This window comes from Streptomyces sp. SL06, from assembly GCF_058244745.1.
The window spans coordinates 2,550,639-2,570,756 of sequence record NZ_JBSYOT010000002.1 but is presented as its reverse complement, the minus strand read 5'-3'; the positions used below and the strand labels follow the sequence as shown (position 1 = coordinate 2,570,756).

19 protein-coding genes are annotated in these 20,118 nt (G+C 71.2%); 10 read left to right on the top strand and 9 right to left on the bottom strand.

Going from position 1 to position 20,118, the window contains the following annotated elements; genetic code table 11:
• Positions 1 to 95: 95 nt before the first annotated feature.
• On the bottom strand, positions 96 to 827 hold the full coding sequence (locus AC4IHM_RS11540; protein ID WP_490866982.1) for a Mut7-C RNAse domain-containing protein: 732 nt from the start codon (positions 825 to 827) through the stop codon (positions 96 to 98).
• 59 nt (positions 828 to 886) lie between these two features.
• Positions 887 to 1,591: a PAQR family membrane homeostasis protein TrhA gene (gene trhA / locus AC4IHM_RS11535; RefSeq protein ID WP_490866981.1), complete on the bottom strand. Its 705-nt coding sequence runs from the start codon at positions 1,589 to 1,591 to the stop codon at positions 887 to 889.
• A 287-nt stretch (positions 1,592 to 1,878) separates the two neighbouring features.
• Between trhA and AC4IHM_RS11530 the strand changes: the two genes are divergently transcribed.
• On the top strand, positions 1,879 to 3,708 hold the full coding sequence (locus AC4IHM_RS11530; RefSeq protein WP_490866980.1) for a phosphoenolpyruvate carboxykinase (GTP): 1,830 nt from the start codon (positions 1,879 to 1,881) through the stop codon (positions 3,706 to 3,708).
• Positions 3,709 to 3,981: 273 nt separating this feature from the next.
• Positions 3,982 to 4,158 carry a hypothetical protein gene (locus AC4IHM_RS11525; protein ID WP_490866979.1) on the top strand — a complete coding sequence of 59 codons (177 nt, stop codon included), beginning with the start codon at positions 3,982 to 3,984 and terminating at the stop codon, positions 4,156 to 4,158.
• 109 nt (positions 4,159 to 4,267) lie between these two features.
• On the opposite strand, the gene AC4IHM_RS11520 is transcribed toward AC4IHM_RS11525, so the two are convergent.
• The 4 genes from AC4IHM_RS11520 to AC4IHM_RS11505 all read right to left on the bottom strand — a co-directional run bounded on the left by AC4IHM_RS11520 (position 4,268) and on the right by AC4IHM_RS11505 (position 9,052).
• Positions 4,268 to 4,690, bottom strand: coding sequence for an SCO4983 family protein (locus tag AC4IHM_RS11520; protein WP_490866978.1), 423 nt, complete (start codon positions 4,688 to 4,690; stop codon positions 4,268 to 4,270).
• A 77-nt stretch (positions 4,691 to 4,767) separates the two neighbouring features.
• Entirely contained in the window at positions 4,768 to 5,979 is a 1,212-nt protein-coding gene (locus tag AC4IHM_RS11515) for a pyridoxal phosphate-dependent aminotransferase (protein ID WP_490866977.1), read from the bottom strand.
• A 128-nt stretch (positions 5,980 to 6,107) separates the two neighbouring features.
• Positions 6,108 to 7,712: an N-acyl-D-amino-acid deacylase family protein gene (locus AC4IHM_RS11510; protein WP_490866976.1), complete on the bottom strand. Its 1,605-nt coding sequence runs from the start codon at positions 7,710 to 7,712 to the stop codon at positions 6,108 to 6,110.
• Positions 7,713 to 7,762: 50 nt separating this feature from the next.
• Positions 7,763 to 9,052, bottom strand: a complete 1,290-nt coding sequence (locus AC4IHM_RS11505) for an amino acid deaminase (RefSeq protein WP_490866975.1) — start codon at positions 9,050 to 9,052, stop codon at positions 7,763 to 7,765.
• 139 nt (positions 9,053 to 9,191) lie between these two features.
• Here AC4IHM_RS11505 and AC4IHM_RS11500 point away from each other — a divergent pair, with 139 nt between their 5' ends.
• The 6 genes from AC4IHM_RS11500 (at position 9,192) to AC4IHM_RS11475 (ending at position 15,202) form a co-directional block, all read left to right on the top strand.
• On the top strand, positions 9,192 to 10,232 hold the full coding sequence (locus tag AC4IHM_RS11500) for a sugar kinase (RefSeq protein ID WP_490866974.1): 1,041 nt from the start codon (positions 9,192 to 9,194) through the stop codon (positions 10,230 to 10,232).
• On the top strand, positions 10,229 to 11,014 hold the full coding sequence (locus tag AC4IHM_RS11495) for an IclR family transcriptional regulator (protein ID WP_490866973.1): 786 nt from the start codon (positions 10,229 to 10,231) through the stop codon (positions 11,012 to 11,014). The genes AC4IHM_RS11500 and AC4IHM_RS11495 overlap by 4 nt, the downstream gene beginning before the upstream one ends.
• A complete protein-coding gene (locus AC4IHM_RS11490) occupies positions 11,011 to 11,421 on the top strand; it encodes a RidA family protein (RefSeq protein WP_490866972.1) in 411 nt (136 codons plus the stop codon). Before AC4IHM_RS11495 ends, AC4IHM_RS11490 begins: the two co-directional genes overlap by 4 nt.
• Positions 11,422 to 11,546: 125 nt before the next feature.
• The gene (locus tag AC4IHM_RS11485; RefSeq protein ID WP_490866971.1) at positions 11,547 to 13,025 is read left to right on the top strand and encodes a GntP family permease; all 1,479 of its coding nucleotides are present in this window, start codon (positions 11,547 to 11,549) and stop codon (positions 13,023 to 13,025) included.
• A gap of 100 nt (positions 13,026 to 13,125) precedes the next feature.
• Positions 13,126 to 13,809, top strand: a complete 684-nt coding sequence (locus AC4IHM_RS11480; RefSeq protein ID WP_490866970.1) for a hypothetical protein — start codon at positions 13,126 to 13,128, stop codon at positions 13,807 to 13,809.
• A gap of 67 nt (positions 13,810 to 13,876) precedes the next feature.
• Positions 13,877 to 15,202 (top strand): Nramp family divalent metal transporter, encoded by a 1,326-nt coding sequence (locus AC4IHM_RS11475; protein ID WP_490866969.1) that lies wholly within the window; start codon positions 13,877 to 13,879, stop codon positions 15,200 to 15,202.
• Between the two features lie 120 nt (positions 15,203 to 15,322).
• Here AC4IHM_RS11475 and AC4IHM_RS11470 read toward each other — a convergent pair whose 3' ends face one another.
• The 3 genes from AC4IHM_RS11470 to AC4IHM_RS11460 all read right to left on the bottom strand — a co-directional run bounded on the left by AC4IHM_RS11470 (position 15,323) and on the right by AC4IHM_RS11460 (position 18,302).
• Positions 15,323 to 16,303 carry a hypothetical protein gene (locus AC4IHM_RS11470; protein WP_490866968.1) on the bottom strand — a complete coding sequence of 327 codons (981 nt, stop codon included), beginning with the start codon at positions 16,301 to 16,303 and terminating at the stop codon, positions 15,323 to 15,325.
• A gap of 141 nt (positions 16,304 to 16,444) precedes the next feature.
• Complete coding sequence (locus tag AC4IHM_RS11465; protein WP_490866967.1) at positions 16,445 to 17,710, bottom strand: hypothetical protein; 1,266 nt, start codon at positions 17,708 to 17,710, stop codon at positions 16,445 to 16,447.
• Positions 17,711 to 17,789: 79 nt separating this feature from the next.
• Positions 17,790 to 18,302, bottom strand: a complete 513-nt coding sequence (locus AC4IHM_RS11460) for a SigE family RNA polymerase sigma factor (RefSeq protein WP_490866966.1) — start codon at positions 18,300 to 18,302, stop codon at positions 17,790 to 17,792.
• Positions 18,303 to 18,704: 402 nt separating this feature from the next.
• Here AC4IHM_RS11460 and AC4IHM_RS11455 point away from each other — a divergent pair, with 402 nt between their 5' ends.
• Positions 18,705 to 19,634 (top strand): hypothetical protein, encoded by a 930-nt coding sequence (locus tag AC4IHM_RS11455; RefSeq protein WP_490866965.1) that lies wholly within the window; start codon positions 18,705 to 18,707, stop codon positions 19,632 to 19,634.
• A 166-nt stretch (positions 19,635 to 19,800) separates the two neighbouring features.
• Positions 19,801 to 20,112 carry a hypothetical protein gene (locus AC4IHM_RS11450; protein WP_490866964.1) on the top strand — a complete coding sequence of 104 codons (312 nt, stop codon included), beginning with the start codon at positions 19,801 to 19,803 and terminating at the stop codon, positions 20,110 to 20,112.
• Positions 20,113 to 20,118 lie beyond the last annotated feature (6 nt).

Sequence of the window (20,118 nt, the reverse complement as noted above, 5' to 3'; positions counted from 1 at the left end):
CCACCGCCTTCGGGTCACCGTCGGCGACGCTCCCGCGTCCGGTGCGGCCCCGCCGAGGCCCCCTCGGCCGGGCGGGGACCGGCGCCGCCGCGCCGCTAGCGGTGCCCGCCGAACTCGCTGAGGGCGCGCTCCACGATGGCCTCCAACTGGCCGTGGTGCGCGCCCCGCCAGTACGCGCGTCCGCACGTCCCGCACTTCGCGAACACGTCGTACGAGCGCTCGGTCCCGGCCTTGAGCTGGTCCGCCACCTCTTCCTTGGTGGCCTCCTCCAGCAGCCCGTTGCAGGCGGTGCACCGGCGCCACGGGCGCAGCTCGGGCCGGAACCGGTCCAGGATCTCCCGCAGCTGCTCGTCGGGGCGGGTGCTGTGGACGTAGGCGCCGGACCACAGCTCGCGGCGGCGCAGCAGACCGCGGTCGCGGGTGAGCATGACCCTCTTCTCGGCCGCCGACAGCGCGGCGAGCGCCGGGTCGCCGAGGTCCGTCGACTCGTACGCCGCGTCCACGCCGAGCAGCCGCAGGCGCCGGGCGAGGGTGCCGAGGTGCACGTCGAGCAGGAAGCGCAGGGGAGCGCCCGGCACCCGCTGGGGGCGCTCGACGGCCCGTACGCTCACCGACTCGCCGCCGGCCGGGATGTGTCCGGGCGGGACCTCGCGGCCGTCCACGAGGAGCGTGCCGACCTCGGTCAGCGGGACGCCGAGGGACTCGACGACGTGGCCGAGGGTGGAGACGCCGTCGACGGCGGCGCTGGTGGCACCGGTGGGCCGGGCGCGCGCGACGAACAGATGCAGCTCGGGGGCGAACTCGACGTGGATCTCGGGACCCTTCACCCGGCCAGGATGCCACGGGGACGGGATGTGGCCTGGGCCTTTTCCCGCCCCCGCGCTCCCTAGTAGGCGACCAGCGAGATCCCCACGTAGTGCGTGATGAAGGCGGCCAGGGTCAAGGAGTGGAAGACCTCGTGGAAGCCGAACCAGCGCGGTGACGGGTTGGGTCGCTTGAGGCCGTAGATCACGCCGCCCGCGCTGTAGAGCAGGCCGCCGACGACCACCAGGACGAGGACGGTGATGCCGCCGGCCCGCATGAAGTCGGGGAGGTAGAAGACGGCCGCCCAGCCCATGGCCAGGTAGCAGGGGGTGTAGAGCCAGCGCGGGGCGCCGACCCAGAAGACGCGGAAGAGTATGCCGGCCGCCGCGGCCGCCCAGATGCCCCACAGCAGCCACTGGCCCTTGGCGCCCGGCAGCAGCAGCATCGTGAGCGGCGTGTAGGTGCCCGCGATGATCAGGAAGATGTTGGCGTGGTCGAGGCGGCGCAGTACCCCGTCCATGCGGGGGCTCCAGTTGCCCCGGTGGTAGAGCGCGCTGACGCCGAACAGCAGGCAGGCCGTCAGGACGTAGATCCCGCAGGCGACGCGTGCCTGAGTCGTCCCGGCGAGCGCGGTGAGCAGCAGGCCCGCGACGAGGACGGCGGGGAACATGCCGAGGTGCAGCCAGCCCCGCAGCTTCGGCTTGACCGGATGCGGCAGGGAGAGCGCCACGGGGCCGGGGCCGGGGGCCGTCGTGTCCCTGGGCGCGTCATGAGCGGACGCAGTCATGAGCCCATCGTACCTACGGTTCCGTAAGTTACGTATCAGTAGGGGCGGATGCCGGTCGGCGAGTGGCCATCGTCTCACGGGGCACCCGGCGCTCCTCGCGGGGGTGTGGACGCGTGGCGATCCTCACGCCGCTCAGTTGTGATGCCCTCTGGACAGATGGGCGCCGACGTCGGATGATCAAATGAGTGCGGTCGATACCGGATGAGCGCCCATGAGGTCAACGTCACGCATCCGGGTCGCAGCCCCCACGGGGCCTCCAACAAAAAATCCCTCACTTAGGAGCAATCGTGGCGCGCGACATCGCGGCTCCCCCCGTCCCCACCAACCATCAGGAACTGATCTCGTGGGTGAACGAGATCGCCGAACTGACCCAGCCGGACGAAGTGGTCTGGTGTGACGGATCCGAGGCCGAGTACGAGCGCCTGTGCGAGGGGCTCGTGGCGAAGGGCACCTTCCGCAAACTCGACCCGATCAAGCGCCCCAACTCCTACTACGCGGCCTCGGACCCCTCCGACGTGGCACGCGTGGAGGACCGGACCTTCATCTGCTCCGCCGAGGAGGAGGACGCCGGCCCGACCAACAACTGGAAAGATCCCGCCGAGATGCGGGAGATCTTCCGGGGCACGGGCGGCGAGGGCGGCCTGTTCCGCGGCTCCATGCGCGGCCGGACCATGTACGTCGTGCCCTTCTGCATGGGCCCCCTCGGCTCGCCCCTGTCCGCGCTCGGCGTCGAGATCACCGACTCCGGGTATGTCGCCGCCTCCATGCGCACCATGACCCGCATGGGACAGCCGGTCCTGGACGAACTCGGCGACGAGGGATTCTTCGTCAAGGCCGTGCACACCCTCGGCGCCCCGCTGGTCGAGGGCCAGGAGGACGTCCCCTGGCCCTGCAACAGCACCAAGTACATCTCGCACTTCCCCGAGGACCGCGAGATCTGGTCCTACGGCTCCGGCTACGGCGGCAACGCCCTGCTCGGCAAGAAGTGCTACGCCCTGCGCATCGCCTCCGTCATGGCCCGCGACGAGGGCTGGCTCGCCGAGCACATGCTGGTGCTGAAGCTGACCCCGCCCACCGGAGAACCCAAGTACGTCACCGCAGCCTTCCCGTCCGCCTGCGGCAAGACCAACCTCGCCATGCTGGAGCCCACGGTCTCCGGCTGGACCGTGGAGACGATCGGCGACGACATCGCCTGGATGCGCTTCGGCGAGGACGGCCGTCTGTACGCCATCAACCCCGAGGCCGGCTTCTTCGGTGTCGCGCCCGGCACCGGTGAGGACACCAACGCCAACGCGATGAAGACCCTGTGGGGCAACTCCGTCTTCACCAACGTCGCCCTCACCGACGACGGCGACGTGTGGTGGGAGGGCATGACCGAGGAGACTCCGGCCCACCTCACGGACTGGAAGGGCAACGACTGGACCCCGGAGTCCGCCACCCCCGCCGCCCACCCCAACGCCCGCTTCACCACGCCCGCCGCGCAGTGCCCGATCATCGCGCCGGAGTGGGAGGACCCCAAGGGCGTGCCGATCTCCGCCATCCTCTTCGGCGGACGCCGCGCCACCGCCGTACCGCTGGTCACCGAGTCCTTCGACTGGAACCACGGCGTCTTCCTCGGCGCCAACGTCGCCTCCGAGAAGACCGCCGCCGCCGAGGGCAAGGTCGGCGAACTGCGCCGCGACCCGTTCGCCATGCTGCCGTTCTGCGGCTACAACATGGGCGACTACATGGGGCACTGGATCGACGTGGCCAAGGACAAGGACCAGTCCAAGCTGCCCAAGATCTACTACGTCAACTGGTTCCGCAAGGACGACGAGGGCAGGTTCGTCTGGCCCGGCTTCGGCGAGAACGGCCGCGTCCTGAAGTGGATCGTGGAGCGCCTGGAGGGCAGCGCGGACGGCGTCGAGACCCCGATCGGCGTGCTGCCGACCAAGGAGTCCCTGGACACCGACGGCCTCGAACTGGCCGACACCGACCTGGACTTCCTGCTCGGCGTCGACAAGGAGGTGTGGCGCGAGGAGGCGGCGCTCGTCCCCGACCACCTGAACACCTTCGGCGACCACACCCCCACCGAGCTGTGGGACCAGTACCGGGCCCTGGTGCGGCGCCTGGGCTGACCCGCACCCCGTCACCACCAAGCTCCGCGGCCGGTCCGGCTAGCCCTGACCCGCGAAGTCGTCACGAAGGCCGGCCGCGAGGGGGTCTCCCTCCGCTCCAGTAGCTCGCAGTACCCCGGAGCACGAGGGATACCCCGCTGGGGCCGGGTCCCCGCACAAGGGCGTGCGACGGACCCGGCCCCTCGGCGTGCTTCGCTCCGCCCCCGGCCGGGTGAATGCCCCGCTCCGCACGCGGTACCCGCGAGGTCAGGAGCAGGGATGGAGGGATGCGCCATGGCAGACGGCGGTGACTTCTACCGACGCGACCGGCCCGACGACTCGCCGCTCGATGAGGACCGCCCGCGTGGCGGGGGGCCGGAGGATCCGCAGGGGAGCGGGAACTGGCCGGTGTGGGCCATCCTCCTCGCGATCATCGTGCTCTTCGTCGTCCTGACGGTGATCTTCGGCTGACCCGCCGGACGTCCGGGCGGGTGGCCCCGGTCCGCGCGTCGCTGCGGGTGCGTGCGGACCGGGGCCGTGCGGGGGAGCCCCGAGGGCTCGGAGCCCGGCGGGTACGGGCTCAGCGGGACGCGAGTTCGCGCGGCTCCAGGGCCGCGGCGTGCGCGTCCATGCGTTCGGCGGTCAGGATGGCGGCCGCCGTGTCGGCGCGGGAGGCCGCCACCACCAGGGCACGGCCCGCCAGCGTGTGCGCGCGCCGGTGCAGGGCCGCCAGATGCGGCTCGGGACGGGCGGGCGTCACCGGCACGCGGGCCGGCTCCTGTCCTCGGCGCAGCCGGGTCACCTGCTGGGCGAGCCGGTCGGCCGCGGTGTCCAGGTCGGCGGCGGGCGTCAGCGCGCGCAGCTCGTCGGTGACGGCGAGCAGCGCCGCGAGATGGCCCGCGAGCTGGATGTCCAGCTCCTCCTCCCGGGACCGGTGGGGAAAGTCCGAGGTGGTGCCGGCCATCGTGCTGTGGACCGACTTGGCGCGGATCGGTTCGTACATGGGATGGCCTCCTGATTGCTTCAGGAAATCATCCTACATTGGATTCAATCTAAAGTTGAGGGAGTTCGGAATCCGGCTCAGGGCTGCCCGTATCCGTCCAGGAAGTTCCCGATCCGGCCCACCGCTTCGCGCAGGTCCCCGGCCGCGGGCAGGGTCACCACCCGGAAGTGGTCGGGCTCCGGCCAGTTGAAGCCGGTGCCCTGCACGACCATGATCTTCTCCTCGCGCAGCAGGTCGAGGACCATCTGCCGGTCGTCCCTGATCTTGAAGACCTTGGGGTCGAGCCGCGGGAAGAGATACAGCGCGCCCTTCGGCTTGACGCAGGTCACGCCCGGGATGCTGGTCAGCGCCTCGTGGGCGGCGTCGCGCTGCTCCCGCAGCCGCCCGCCCGGCAGCACCAGTTCGTTGATGGTCTGCCGCCCGCCGAGCGCCGCGACCACACCGTGCTGGCCCGGCATGTTGGCGCACAGCCGCATGTTCGCCAGCACCGTCAGGCCCTCGATGTAGGACTCGGCGTGCGCGCGCGGCCCCGAGATCGACATCCAGCCGACCCGGTAGCCGGCCACCCGGTACGCCTTCGACATGCCGTTGAAGGTGAGGGTGAGCAGGTCCGGGGCGACCGCTGCGGTCGGGGTGTGCGTGGCCTCGTCGTACAGGATCTTGTCGTAGATCTCGTCGGAGCAGACCAGCAGGTTGTGCCGGCGGGCGATGTCGGTCAGCCCGCGCAGCATCGCCTCGTCGTAGACCGCGCCCGTCGGGTTGTTCGGGTTGATGATGACGAGCGCCTTGGTGCGGTCGGTGATCTTCCGCTCCACGTCCGCGAGGTCCGGCATCCAGTCGGACTGCTCGTCGCAGCGGTAGTGCACCGCCGTGCCGCCGGACAGCGCGACGGCGGCCGTCCACAGGGGGTAGTCGGGCGCGGGTACGAGGACCTCGTCGCCGTCGTCCAGCAGACCCTGCATCGCCATCACGATCAGCTCGGAGACGCCGTTGCCGATGAAGACGTGCTCGACGTCCGTCTCGATGCCGAGGGTCTGGTTGTGCATGACGACCGCGCGGCGCGCGGCCAGCAGGCCCTTGGCGTCGCCGTAGCCGTGCGCCGTCGAGACGTTGCGGAGGATGTCCTCGAGGATCTCGGGCGGGCACTCGAAGCCGAAGGCGGCCGGGTTGCCCGTGTTCAGCTTGAGGATGCGGTGCCCGGCCGCTTCCAGCCGCATCGCCTCCTCGAGCACCGGGCCCCGGATCTCGTAACAGACGTTGGCGAGCTTGGTCGACTGGATCACCTGCATGTCCGCGAGCTTACGACCCGATTACGTCTCATGGGCCGTGTCGTCCGCCACGTGGGACGAGGGATTTGGGTGTATTTCTCCGATCGGGCGGCCCGCCCGCCCCCGGGACCGGCGGGCCGTCGGCGCCGTCAGCGGGGTACCCGGCGCACCGACCGCCCCGCCAGTACGTCCGTGCGCCGCCCGTCCTCCATCACGAACCGCCCGTCCACCAGCACGTACGGGATGCCCGTCGGAAGCCTGCGCGGCTCCTCGTACGTGCTGCCCGCCGCGACCGTCGCCGGGTCGAGGAGCACCAGGTCGGCCCGGTACCCCTCGCGGACCAGCCCCCGGTCGGGCAGCCGCAGCCGGGCCGCCGGGCGCGAGGTGAGGTGGGCGACGCACTCCTCCAGCGACAGCACGCCCAGCTCGCGCACGTAGTGGCCGAGATAGTGCGGGAAGGTGCCGTAGGCGCGCGGGTGCGGCTTGACGCCCTGGAGGATGCCGTCCGAGCCGCCGGTGTGGACGCGGTGCCGCATGATCGCGCGGACGTTCTCCTCGTGGCCGACGTGCTGGAGGATGGTCGGCGCCAGCCGGTCGGCCAGCAGCAGGTGCCGGGCGACCGCCCACGGGGTCTCGCCGTGCAGCCGCGCCGACTCCAGGACCGTACGGCCGACGTACCGCGCGAGCGCCGGGTCGCCCGTGCCGGAGATCTCGATCGTCTCCCACTCCACGGGCACCCCGTGGCAGCCGTCGGAGCCGGTCTCCTCCAGGTGGTGCCGGATCCGCTCGGCGGTGTCGTCGTCCGCCAGCCGCCTGACGATCTGCTCGGGGCCGCCCTCGCTCGCCCAGCTCGGCAGCAGCGCCACGAGGGTCGTGCAGCCGGGGGTGTAGGGGTAGGTGTCGAGGGTGATGTCGGCCCCGGCGGCCAGCGCGTCGTCCAGCAGGGTCAGCAGCTCGGGCGCCCTGCCCTTGTTGACGCCGAAGTTCATCGTGGCGTGCGCCAGGTGCAGCGGGCAGTCCGCCTCCCGGGTCAGCTCCACCATCTCCTCGTAGGCCTGAAGGGCCCCCGCCCCGTACGAGCGGTGGTGCGGGCAGTAGTAGCCGCCGTACTCGGCCACCACCCGGCACAGCTCGGTCAGCTCCGCGTCCTTGGCATACATCCCCGGCGTGTACGTCAGCCCCGACGACATGCCGGCCGCGCCCTGCTCCATGCCCTCGGCGACCAGCCGCCGCATGTGCGCCAGCTCGGCGCCGGTCGCCTCCCGGTCGTCCCAGCCCACCGCGAGCGCGCGCACCGTGCCCTGCGGGATCAGATAGGCGGCGTTCACCGCGATGCCCCGGTCCAGGCGGTCCAGGTACTCGCCGACCGAACGCCAGTCGAAGTCGATGTCGTCGCCCGAGCCGTTCCACCCGGCGATCGCGCGGCGCACCTCGCCGAGGGTGCGGTCGTCGACCGGCGCGTACGACAGCCCGTCCTGGCCGATGACCTCCAGGGTGACGCCCTGGGCGGCCTTGGCGCTGTGGTCGGGGTCCCGCAGCAGCGCCAGGTCGCTGTGGGCGTGCATGTCGATGAAGCCCGGGGCCAGGACCAGGCCCTCGGCGTCCAGTTCCCGGCGTGCCCCGGGGCGGCGGGTGGCCGCCGCCTCCTTGACGATCGAGACGATCCGGCCGCCGTCGACCACGACATCGGCGCGGCAGGAGTCGGCGCCGGAGCCGTCCACCACGGTCGCGCCCCGGATGACCAGCTCTTCCATGTCCCGCTTCCTTTCCCAGGCTTCTCGGACGAACGTATGGATGCAGTCGCTCAGAAGAACGTGCGGATGTAGTCGACGACCGTCCCGTCCGCCTCCGCGACCGGGATCAGCTGCCACTTGTCGAAGGACGTGCACGGGTGGGAGAGGCCCAGGCCCACCCAGTCGCCGACCTCCAGAACCGCGCCTGGGCCGGTGCGCAGCCAGGCGTGCTGGTCGGACAGGCCGCTCACGGTGACGCCGGTCGCCGGGCGCTCCGGGCCGCCGTCCGCGGAGCGGACCACCTGGGCGAAGGGCAGGTCGAGGTCGTACGCCGCGTCCCGCTTGCCTGCGTTGGCGAAGGCCTGCTCGGGCGAGGGGCGGGAGACGACCTGGGTCCACAGCCGGAACGCGGGCTCCAGGGCGCCCTCCTCGGGGACGCGGTTGAAGGGGGTGATCTCCCGGTAGTGCCCGTCGTCGTGGGAGACGTAGGCGCCCGAGCGCAGCAGCTTCAGAACGGGCCTGGACAGTTCCGGGACCTCGGCGAACACGTCGGCCACCGCGTCGAACCAGGCGCTGCCGCCCGCGCTCAGCACGATCTCCTCCAGCCCGTCGAACCGTCCGGCCCCGTCGAAGCCGACGGCCAGCGCCACCAGCCGCCGCAGCCAGGCGCGCACGCTCTCCGGGTCGGCCCGCGGCACCTCGCCCTCGTACCCGGCGACCCCGGCCAGCCGCAGCGTCCGCGCACCGGCCACCGCGTCGGCGACCGCCGCGCACTCCGCCTCGGTGCGCACCCCGGTCCGCGCGCCCTCACCGGCGCCCAGCTCCACCACGACATCCACCGCACGGGCGGCCCCCGCCCCGGTCAGCGCCGCGTCCATCAGCTCCACGCCGCGCACGGAGTCGACGTAGCAGACGAAGCGGAAGTCCGGGTCGGCGTCCAGTTCCGCCGCGATCCGGCGCAGGGCCGCGGCGTCGACCAGCTCGTTGGCGAGGAAGATCCGCCGGATGCCGAAGGCGCGGGCGACCCGCACCTGGTGCGGCACGGCGAGGGTGATGCCCCAGGCGCCGTGCTCGATCTGGCGGTGGAAGAGCTGCGGGGCCATGGAGGTCTTGCCGTGCGGCGCGAAGGCGAGGCCGTGCCGGGCCGCGTACGTCTCCATCAGCGCGAGGTTGTGCTCCAGGCGCTCGGCGGACAGGGCCAGCACGGGGGTGGTGAAACCGCCGGTGAAGAGGTTGCGGCGGCGACCGGCCAGCTCGGCGACGGTCAGTCCTTCGGCGTCCGGCGGGAGGCCCTTGAAACGGTGGTCGACGTGCTCCTCGGCCAGACGGGCGAGGGCTTCGGTGCCGGTGTCGAGGGCCATGGAGCCTCCATGCGTTGCGGTGTTGCATTCTCTGCAACGACCATTGCGTATGTCGCTTACTGGTGTCTAACATCTCGGCCAACGCGGGGTCAACGGATCCACCGGGGCCCGCGAGAGCCGCAAGGGAGCCCCCGCCATCGTGACCGCCACCGGACCCACCAGCACCGCTCCCGACGTCGTGGACGTCGTCGCGCTCGGCGAGTCCATGGTCACCTTCCTGCCCTCGCGCCCCGGGCGCCTCGCCGACGTCCCCTCCTTCGACCGGGGCATCGGCGGCGCCGAGTCCAACGTGGCCTGCGTGCTCGCCGCCGCCGGACACACCGCGCGCTGGGCCGGCCGGGTCGGCGCCGACGGCTTCGGCGACCACCTCGTCGAGGCGATCGGCGCCTACGGAGTCGATGTCCGCGCCGTACGCCGCGACGCCGACCGCCCGACCGGCGTGTACTTCCGCACCGCAGGGGACCGGGCCACCGACGCGCACGAGGTGGCGTACTACCGGGCCGGCTCGGCGGCCTCCGCGATGTCGGTCCGCACCATGGACCTCGACGCGATCCGCTCCGGACGCGTCCTCCACCTGTCCGGCATCACACCCGCGCTCTCCGCCCACTGCCTCGACCTGATGCGCCACCTCACCGCCCGCCGCCCCGGCCGCCCCCTCGTCTCCTTCGACGTCAACCACCGGCCCGGCCTGTGGCGCGGCTCCGACGACGGCCCCGAGGTGCTCCTGGAGCTGGCGCGCGGCGCCGACATCGTCTTCGTCGGCGAGGACGAGGCCTGGGGGCTCGACGGTCCCGAGGCCGTGCGCGCCGCGCTGCCCGAGCCCGCACTGCTCGTCGTCAAACAGGGCGCGACCGGCGCCACCGCCTTCCACGGCGCCGACACCACCTTCGTCCCCGCCCTCACCGTCGATGTCGTCGCCGCCGTCGGCGCGGGCGACGCCTTCGCCGCCGGGTTCCTCTCCGCCACCCTGCGCGGCCTGCCCGTCCGCGACCGCCTCCGCCACGGCCACCTCATGGCCGCCGCCGCCCTCACCGTCCCCGGCGACCTCGCCACACCCCCCGCCCGCGACCACGCCGACCGCCTCGCCGCCCTCGACGACACCGCGTGGGGGAGACTGCGACTCGGCCCCGGCTGGACACAGGCCGGCGAACGGGCCGACGAGGAGGTACGTACGCCATGAGCCAGACCGTCGACCGCGCGCTCAGCATCCTGCCGCTGCTCGCCGAGGGCCCCGCCGACCTCGGCAGGGTCGCCGAGCGCCTGGGCGTGCACAAGTCCACGGCCCTGCGCCTGCTGCGTACGCTCCACGAACACGGCTTCGTCTACCGCCAGTCCGACCAGCGCTACCGCCTCGGCGCCCGGCTCATCTCCCTCGCCCAGGAGGCGATGGAGAACCTCGACGTCCGCGAGATCGCCCACCCCCACCTCGTACGCCTCAACGAGCAGGTCGGACACACCGTCCACCTCGCCGTCCACGAGGAGGGCGAGGTCCTCTACATCGACAAGGTCGAGAGCCGCTACCCGGTCCGCATGTACTCGCGGATCGGCAAGCCCGTCGCCATCACCGTCGCGGCCGTGGCCAAGCTGCTGCTCGCCGACCTCCCCGAGAGCGAGCGCCGGGCCGTGGCCGAGAAGCTCGACTACCCCATGTACACGGCCCGTTCGACACCGAACGCCGACGGCTTCCTCAAGGAGCTGGCCAAGGTGCGCGACCAGGGCTGGGCCACCGACCTCGGTGGCCACGAGGAGTCCATCAACTGTGTCGCCGCGCCCATCCGGGGCGCCGACGGCCGGGTGGTCGCCGCGATGTCGGTCTCCGCGCCGAACGTCGTCGTCACCGCCGACGAACTCCTCACCCTGCTCCCGCTGGTGCGCCGTACGGCGGACGCCATCAGCGGCGAGTACTCCGGCAGGACCCCCGTGCAACACACCGAGCAGCACTCCGAGAAGGACACGGTATGACCGACAAGACCGCCCTCGTCCCGGCGACCCACACCGTCCCGCCGGCGAAGTTCTCGCACGGCGTGAAGAAGGGCAACATCCTCCAGGTCGCCGGCCAGGTCGGCTTCCTCCCCCACGAGGAGGGCAAGGCCCCCACCCCGGCCGGCCCCACCCTGCGCGAACAGACCCTCCAGACCCTCGCCAACGTCAAGGCGATCCTGGAGGAGGGCGGCGCGGACTGGGACGACGTGATGATGATCCGCGTCTACCTCACGGACGTGGACCACTTCGCCGAGATGAACGCGATCTACAACGCCTACTTCGAGGAGCAGGGCCTCACCCAGCCGCCCGCCGCGCGCACGACCGTCTACGTCGGGCTGCCCGCCGGACTCCTCATCGAGATCGACGCGCTGGCCGTCCTCGGCTGAGCCACTTCTTGTTCGTTCCTCTGTCTGTCTGTCTGTCGCACGGTGCGGTGCTCCTCGTCCCCGGGGTGCCGTGCCGCGCCCCGCCCTGCCCGAAAGCTCCGTGTGTTCACCCAGAGGACCCCCGAATGTCCCCCATATCCCCCCAGCTCGTCGCCGCCGAGACCCCACCGCACACCGGTGGCCTGCTCACCCTGATCGACGGCACGGCGGGTCTGCTGACCGTCGCCGCGATCGGCATCGCGCTGCTGCTCTTCCTGATCATCAAGGTGCGGCTCCAGCCCTTCGTCGCGCTGCTCGCCGTCTCCATAGCCGTCGGCCTGCTCGCCGGCCTGTCGGTCACCGAACTCTTCGGCACCGTCCAGAAGTCGGACGCCGTCTCGACCATCGAGTCCGGCATGGGCGGCATCCTCGGCCATGTCGCCATCATCATCGGCCTGGGCACCATGCTCGGCGCGATCCTCGAAGTCAGCGGCGGCGCCCAGGTACTGGCCTCCCGCCTGCTCGGCCTCTTCGGAGAGAAGCGCGCCCCGCTCGCCATGGGCCTCACCGGCCTGATCTTCGGCATCCCGGTCTTCTTCGACGTGGGCATCTTCGTCCTCGCGCCCATCGTCTACGCCGCCGCCAAGCGCTCCGGCAAGTCCATCCTGCTCTACTGCCTGCCCCTGCTCGCGGGCCTGTCCATGACCCACGCCTTCCTGCCGCCGCACCCCGGCCCGGTCGCCGCCGCCGGACTGCTGCACGTCGACCTCGGCTGGGTCATCCTCATGGGCATCGTCTGCGGCATCCCCGCCGTGCTCGCCGCCTGGGCGTTCTCCGCCTGGATCGGCCGCCGCATCTTCGTGCCCGTACCGCAGGACATGGTCGAGGCCGCCGAGGAGGCCAGGCAGGCCGTCGTCGACGAGCAGCGCAAGGCCGGCGTCGCGCCGCACGAGAGCCCCGTCGCGCTCGGCACGGTCGTCGGCATCATCGGCACCCCGCTGGTCCTGATCCTCGCCGCGACCTTCTCCTCCATCGCCCTGGACCCGTCCACGCTCCGCTCGGTGGTCGAGTTCTTCGGCAACCCGTTCGTGGCCCTGACCATCGCCCTGTTCCTCGCCTACTACCTGCTCGGCATCCGGCGCGGCTGGTCCCGCAAGTCCCTGGAGACCGTCTCGACGGCCTCGCTGAAGCCGGTCGGCAACATCCTGCTGGTGGTCGGCGCGGGCGGCATCTTCGGTGCCGTCCTCAGCGCCAGCGGCGTGGCCCAGGCGCTCTCCGACACCTTCAACGACGTGGGCCTGCCGGTGATCGTCCTCTCCTATCTGATCTCCCTGGTGCTGCGGGTCGCCCAGGGCTCGGCGACGGTGGCCATCGTGACGACGGCGGGCATCGTGGCGCCGCTGCTGGCGGCGGGCGATCACTCCCAGGCGTTCGTCGCCCTGGTCATCATGGCCATCTCGGCGGGCTCCATCTTCGCCTCGCACGTCAACGACGGCGGCTTCTGGATGGTCGCCAAGTACTTCGGCATCAGCGAACGGGACACGCTGCGGACGTGGACCGTGCTGGAGAGTGTCCTGTCGGTCGCCGGGTTCGTGGTCGCGGCCGTGCTGAGCCTGTTCCTGTAGGCGTGTGGGCAGGCGCCTGTGCAGGCTTGTGTGTAGGCGTCTGATAACGATGACGGGGCTGGCTGTCTCCGGCACAGGATCGTCGACCATACTGCCCGCTGTGGAGCAGCGCAGAGGATCGACCAGCCAGCCCCTGGAAGGCGCCGGATTCGACCCGGCATTCATCCCCGGGCTCACCGCGCCCGTGTCCGGCGAGCCGCACGGCGTGAGACGGGACGACGCCGGGGCGGATGACGCGCCGGTGGACGAGGCGCCCGCCGAGCCGCCCGCCGAGGGGACCGCGGAGGTGGACGAGGCCCCGGAGGAGGAGGCCGTCGAGGAGGAGGCCCCCGACGGCGGTCCGGTCTTCGAGGCGGCCGACCGCCGCGCCAGAATCGTCGCCGACCACAAGGGCGTACGCCTGTCCCTCGACGACCAGGCGTGCGAGTTCCGCTGGGACGAGGTGGGCGCCGTCGAGACGGAGACGGGCCGCTTCGGCAAGCGGTTCACCGTCACGGTGCACACGCCGGACCGCCGGTGGTACCCGATCGAGATCGAGGCGACGTCCCGGAGCCGGTTCGCGGAGTGGGAGGCCGCGTTGGACGAGGTCCTGGACGCGTACTTCGAGGACGACGAGACGGACGCCGAGCCGGAGCCGGAGGCCGATGGGCAGGCCGGGGTGGATGCCGACGCCGATGCCGATGCGAAGCCCGACTCGAAGCCCGATGCGAAGCCCGACTCGAAGCCCGACTCGAAGCCCGATGCGAAGGCCGGAGTGAAGTCCGACGCCGACGGGGACGAGTAAGCGCATCGGGTGAAGATGCGTGCACGCCCTCTTGTCGCACCGGCGGCCGTGGGCTTTCTTGACCCCCATGGCGGACATCACGGGCAACACCACAGGCTTGGGCGTACCGGGTGGGGCCGACGCGGCTCCCCGTAAGTCCAGTTGGCGCTACATCGGCCCCGGCATCGTGGTCGCGGCCACCGGCGTGGGCGCCGGCGATCTCGTGGCCACGCTCATCGCGGGCAGCAACTTCGGCTACACCCTGCTGTGGGCGGCGATCGTCGGCTGCCTGGTGAAGATCTCCCTCGCGGAGGCGTGCGGCCGCTGGCATCTGTCCACCGGCCGCACGCTGTTCGACGGCTGGGCGAGCCTCGGCCGCTGGACGACGTGGTTCTTCGCGGTCTACGCGGTGATCTGGGGCTTCGTTTACGGCGCGGCGGCGATGTCGTCCAGCGCCCTGCCGCTCCAGGCCCTCTTCCCGGACGTGATGCGCCTCGAATGGTGGGGCATCGCCTGCGGCCTGGCCGGCCTGGTCTTCGTCTGGTTCAACAAGTACGACGTCTTCGAGAAGGTCATGACGGTCCTGGTGGGCGTCATGTTCGTGGTGACGGTGTACCTCGCGATCAGGGTCACGCCCCATCTGGGCGACGCCTTCGCCGGCCTCCTTCCGGTGCTCCCGGACGAGAAGGACTCGGTCCTCAACACCCTCGGCCTCATCGGCGGCGTGGGCGGCACGATCACGATCGCCGCCTACGGCTACTGGGTCAACGCCAAGGGCTGGACCAACTCCGGCTGGATGAAGGTCATGCGCCTGGACAACCGGGTCGCGTACCTGACGACCGGCGTCTTCGTCGTCGCGATGCTCTTCGTGGGCGCCGAGCTGCTGCACTCGGCGAACATCGCGATCTCCAGCGGCGACAAGGGCCTGATCCAGCTCGGCGACATCCTGGAGCGGGAGTACGGCACGGCGACCGGCAAGCTCTTCCTGATCGGCTTCTTCGCCACCTCCTTCACCTCGCTGATCGGCGTCTGGCACGGCGTGAGCCTGATGTTCGCCGACTTCCTGGCCCGGCAGCGGGGCGAACGCGAGGCGCGGGGCGACGAACTGGCCTCCGGCCGCCGCGAGCGTTCCTGGGCCTTCCGCGCCTATCTGCTCTGGCTCACCTTCCCGCCCATCGTCCTGCTCTTCCAGGGCGAGCCCTTCCGCCTGATCATCATCTACGGCGCCCTGGGCGCCGCCTTCATGCCCTTCCTCGCCCTGACCCTGATCTGGCTCCTCAACTCCTCCCGCACCCCCCGCGAGTGGCGCAACGGCGGCCTGAGCAACGGCATGCTCGCGATCGCGGGGCTGCTGTTCCTGGTTCTGTGCGTGAAGCAGGTCTGGGACCAGCCGTGGTCGGAGTTCTTCCAGTAGCGGCAGCGGGACTCAGCCGCGCCCCTGTTCCGGGGGGACGCTGCCCGTTCGGGCCTGCTGGTCCTGTGCCTGAAACGGATCTCGGGCCGACTCCGGTCGGAGCCGGGCCCGGTCCGTGGATCAGTCGATTTCCATCTCGTCCCCGTCGATCTCCATCGGTTCGGGCGAGGCGTCCCGCGGTGCCTCGGCTTCGCTCGGGAACCTCTCCATGGCGATGCCCGCCAGGTTGTCGCGGAGGGCGGAGGCGCGGGGGTCCCCCCGCTTGATGGCCGGTTCGATGTTCCGGACCCAGTAGGCGTTGACATCGGCCTGGGTGCGGCACCCGACGCCCCTCAGAAGGCCGGCGACCTGATTGTCGTCGCCCTTGGCCTTCGCGGTGTCGGGCTTCTGGATCATCCGGTCCAGGTAGTTGAGGATCAGCTCGTCGCGCGAGATCTTGTCACCCGAAATGACGGCATCGCCTTCCACCTGCATTGATTCCTGCAGCTCGAACGGGCTGTTGAAGGCCGTGGTCTCGCTGGACACGTCGAACTGGAATTCCGGCACCTTTGCGTTCTTGCAATATATGGACATGAGCTGGTTGTCCCGCCCAGCGGTCTGTCCGGACCAGTCGCCTGACCTCTCCATCGCGTTGAACAGCCGGGTCATGTTGTCGCCGTTCGACACGTCGATGTCGATGTCCTGAGGAGCCCTCTCTCCTCCGTAGATGTACGCGATGAGGCTGCCGCCGAACCGGTACCCGACCTCAATGCTGCGCATCCAGTTGTCGAATTCCTGCAAGACGATCAGAAGTTTGCTCCACCTGGCCTCCTGCTCCTTGGCCAGTTCCGGATTCTCGGCCTTCAGCGCTTCGAACCGCTCTTTCACGGCCGACAGTGTGAGGCCGATCTTGGCCCCCTCCGGAGGAGCGGGGGCACTCGTCGGTGCCCGCTGCACCACCTGGCTGTACGCCTGGTTGCCGATGGCGCGCTGCAACACCATGGCCGACTGCGGAGTGGCCGGCATCCGCGAGGCGGTCACCGCGGCGTCGTCGACGCGGCGTGGCATCGTGCGGGTGTTCCCGGGCCGGTGACCGTGGTGGCGTTCGTCTTGGGCGTGCACTATCCGTCCTCCTGTGGGGGCAGGGCTTGTTGGCACTCTAGACCCGCGCCCTCAACAGGCGGCCCGCCCGCAGAGCGGGGAAGCGACCGTTGGGGCACCAGGCGTGCCCCAAGGGGAAGTTGACCCGATGCCCCGGCTCCGTCACCGCAACCGGTCCCACTCCTTGCTGAGCGCGATCTCCTGCAGCTGGTCCATGGTCAGCGCGGGGGCGTCGCGGGTGGCGGTCTCGTTCTGGTCGCCGGTGTTGAAGGCGCTGACCACCACGCGCAAGCCGTCCGTCCCGGGGCGCAGCGTGTCCACCGTCCACATGACGACGCCCGAGCCCGCCTTCTCGCCGGGTCCCTGCTGGGCGGCGACCAGCGTCCCGTCGGGCAGGGGCTCGCTGCCTGCGTACAACTCCCCGGCGAGATCGGCCATGCCGTGCTGCACATTGATCTGGACGAGGCTCCTGCCCCGCCCGTCGTCCACCACGACATAGGCGTACTCGGAGTCCTGCCCGCCGCGCGTGACCACGTCGAGCCTCCCCGGCAGCAGCCCGGTGAGCGTCTCGGTGATCGCCTTCCCGGATGCCCGGGGCAACTCGGCGCCGGGCGTGGTCGGTCGGGACGGCTTGGGGCTCTCCGGCATGGCGTCGACCACCTCCCGCCACACCTCGGCGGTGGCCAGCTTCTTCAACTGGTGTGCCGACAGCGGCGGCGTCTCGCGGCTGACCGGCGCGCCCTTCTCCGCGGGGGCGTTCCACTCGGACACGTTGACGTGCTGTCCCTCGGTGGTGACGAGGTCGGCGGACCAGAACTTGGTTTCCTCGCGCCGGTCCGCGTACTCGTACCCCTGGTACACCTTGAGCAGCGAGCCGTCGGACAGCCGGCCGGTGGTGCAGTCGTCGTAGGGCACCAGGTTCTTGTCGGGGCAGGAGGTCAGCTCCCCGACCTGCGGGCTGCCCGGCTCGACCCGCGCGAAGCCCACGCCGATCGCGGAGTCCCCGTCGCCGTCGTCGTACACGAGACGGGCGTACGGACCGCGCGCCGCGTCCGTGCCCTGTGCCGCCTCCTCGCTCACCTCGCCCTCGGGGAGCAACTCCTTGAGTTCCCGGAGCAGATCGTCGCCGGTGAAGGCGGCCGGAGCGGTCGATGCGGCCGGTGTGGACGTGGAGCCGGCGGACGCCTTGGCGTCCCGTTCGGCGTCCGACGGGTCCGCCGGCAGGACCAGCACCCCGCCGATCCCGGCGAGGGCGACCCCGGCAACGCCGCCCACCACGGCCGTCCTGCGCCTCATGCGGGCCCGCCGGCCCCGGGCCCACCCCCCGGCGACGAGGGCGGCGCCGTCGGCTTGGAAGCCGTTGCCCGTGTCGCGCAGCGCGGTGGAGATCAGATCCTCGAAGGGGTCCTGGCCCCGGTTTTCGGGCACGGACAACCACCCTTTCCACAAAGCGAGTCGATGAGAGAGATGAGAGAGACGAAGAGCGAGAGAGAAGGCGAAGCAGGCGTCAGGATCTGGCGTACTCGGAGAGGTCCTCGCCCAGCAGCCCGCGCAACTTGCCGAGCGCCCGCGAGCACCGCGTCCGCACGGCCGCCGAGCTGACGTTGAGTACGTCGGCGGTCTGCTCGACCGAGCGGTCCTCCCAGTAGCGCAGCACGATCACCGCCCGGTCCTTGGCGGGCAGCCGCGCCAGCGCGTCCAGCAGCGTCAGCCGCAGGGGCGCGTCCCCGTCACCGGCACCCGGCAGGTCGGGGAACACGTCCGTCGCCCGCTCCCGGCTGCTGCGCCGCCGCTGATGGGCGAGGAACGCCCGGGTGAGCACGGTCTGCGCGTACCCGGCCGGATTCTCCACCCGGGAGACCCGCCCCCACCGCACATACAGCCGCCCGAAGGTCTCCTGCACGAGATCCTCGGCCAGATGCGTGTCCCCCGCGGTGAGCAGACACGCGGACCGGTACAGATGCCCGGCCCGCGCCGTCGCGAACTCGGCGTACTCGTCCGCCCGCCCCTGTCGTGCCATGTGCCGTGCCCCCGTTGCTTGCCGCCGTCACCTCATTGATGCGGTGGGCCCCGGGAAATGTTTCACCCGGGAGGCACAACAGGCGGCCGGCCCTTTACCGCCCGTGGGAACGGGACGCGGGCGAGAGCGACGGAGAGCCCCTCAAGGGTGAGCACGGCTGGTCCCGGGCCCCTTAAACAGTACGAGTGAATGAGCCGATGGTTCGTTTCGGGGCCCGTGACGCGTCTTCTACGGTCTGCACGTGGATCCGAGGGTCGACGGAATGGCCCGAGGGTGGGTGACCTGCGGAAGGCGCGCTTGATGTCGGGCTTGAGGAAGTCGCCGAACGCACTTGAGGGACGAGTGGGCGGTGGCCGTCGGACCGGGGCGTGGCTCTGGGGCACGGTGGGCACGGCCTGCCTCGTGGGTACGGCACTGACGTTCGGCGGGCCCTGGACGATCGCCGGTGCGGCGGCACGGACGGTGACGTTCGGGCCGTCCGTCGGCTGCTGCGGACTGGCGGTCTCGTTCCTGCTCCGTGCGCGGCGCAGAAGCGGACGGGTGCGGACGAGGCTGCTCCTGGTGAGCGGTGCGGCGCTGGCCGGGGCCGTGTACCGGGCGGCGGTCGGCGCGATGTCGGCTCGGCCGCCGGAACGGGAGGGGAGCGGGGCGTCACTGCTCGGTTCGGCGGTGGTCGTCGGCGTGACGGGGACGGTGGCTCTGGCGACGGCCGGCCTCGTGCTCGCCGCCGATGCCGGCACCGGCCGGCAGGCGTTGCTGCGGCGCGTCGTCGACGGGACCGTCGGCGCCGGGGCCGTGCTGGCGACGGGCTGGGTGCTGCTGCGGGGGGCCGGCGACGGCCGGCGGCTGGGGACGGGCATGACCGGGATCCTGTGGACCGCGGAAGTCCTCTTCCTGGGCTTCCTGTTGGCCCTGTACCGACGCGTACGGAGCGACCAGAGGCCCACCTTGTGGGTCGGGATCGCCGGACTCTCCCTCGTACTGGCCGGCGACACGCTGCGCATGTGGTCGGTCGGTCCGCACGCCGCCGGAGCGGTGCCCCGCCAACTGGTCGACGTCTGCGCGGCCGTGGGCCTGCTGGTGGTCGCCGTCGGCCCGTGGCTGCCCGGCGGCGCGAGCACCCTGGGCACCGCCGAGCCGGGGTTGCACCGCGGGATGGAGGGCACGGCGGCCTTCATCCCCCTGATGGTCTGCACGGTCGCGGCACTGGGATACGTCTGGGTACCCACCGCCCACGACCCGGTGCCGCTGGTGCTCGGCACAGCGGTACTGCTGAGCCTCTGGGCACGCCAGACCTTCCTGCCGAGCGAGAACACACGACAGGACGGCTGAGCCCTGTACGGCAATCCTTGACGCCGTTGCCAGCTGCGGCGTACGCCCGCACGCCGCAGTCGAGTTTTACTCGACCTTGAAGCCGCCCATGCCTCCCCCATAACCGCCCTCACTAGTGTCATCAGGTTGGCATGTGCACAGGGCGAATCACGGGGGAGGAGCCGGCATGGCGGACCTGGCGAAGGAGGCCGCGTCGCTGCACAAGGCGGCGTCGGGGCTGCGGGCGGTGGGGCACCACACGGCGAAGCCGCTGCGGGAGTTCGAGTCCGCGTCGCACGATCTGTCCGCTCTCGGCGCGTTGGGTTCGCTCCTGGGGGCGAAGGACGACATCGAGGAGGGCATGACCACGCTCGTGAAGCTGACGAAGCAACTGGACGAGGAGTGGGAGACGGAGGCGACGTTCATGGGCGACGTCTCCGACGCCTTCGACCTGCTCGAGGTGCTGCTGACGGCCGCGGCGCGCCGGAAGAAGGGCTGAGCGGGG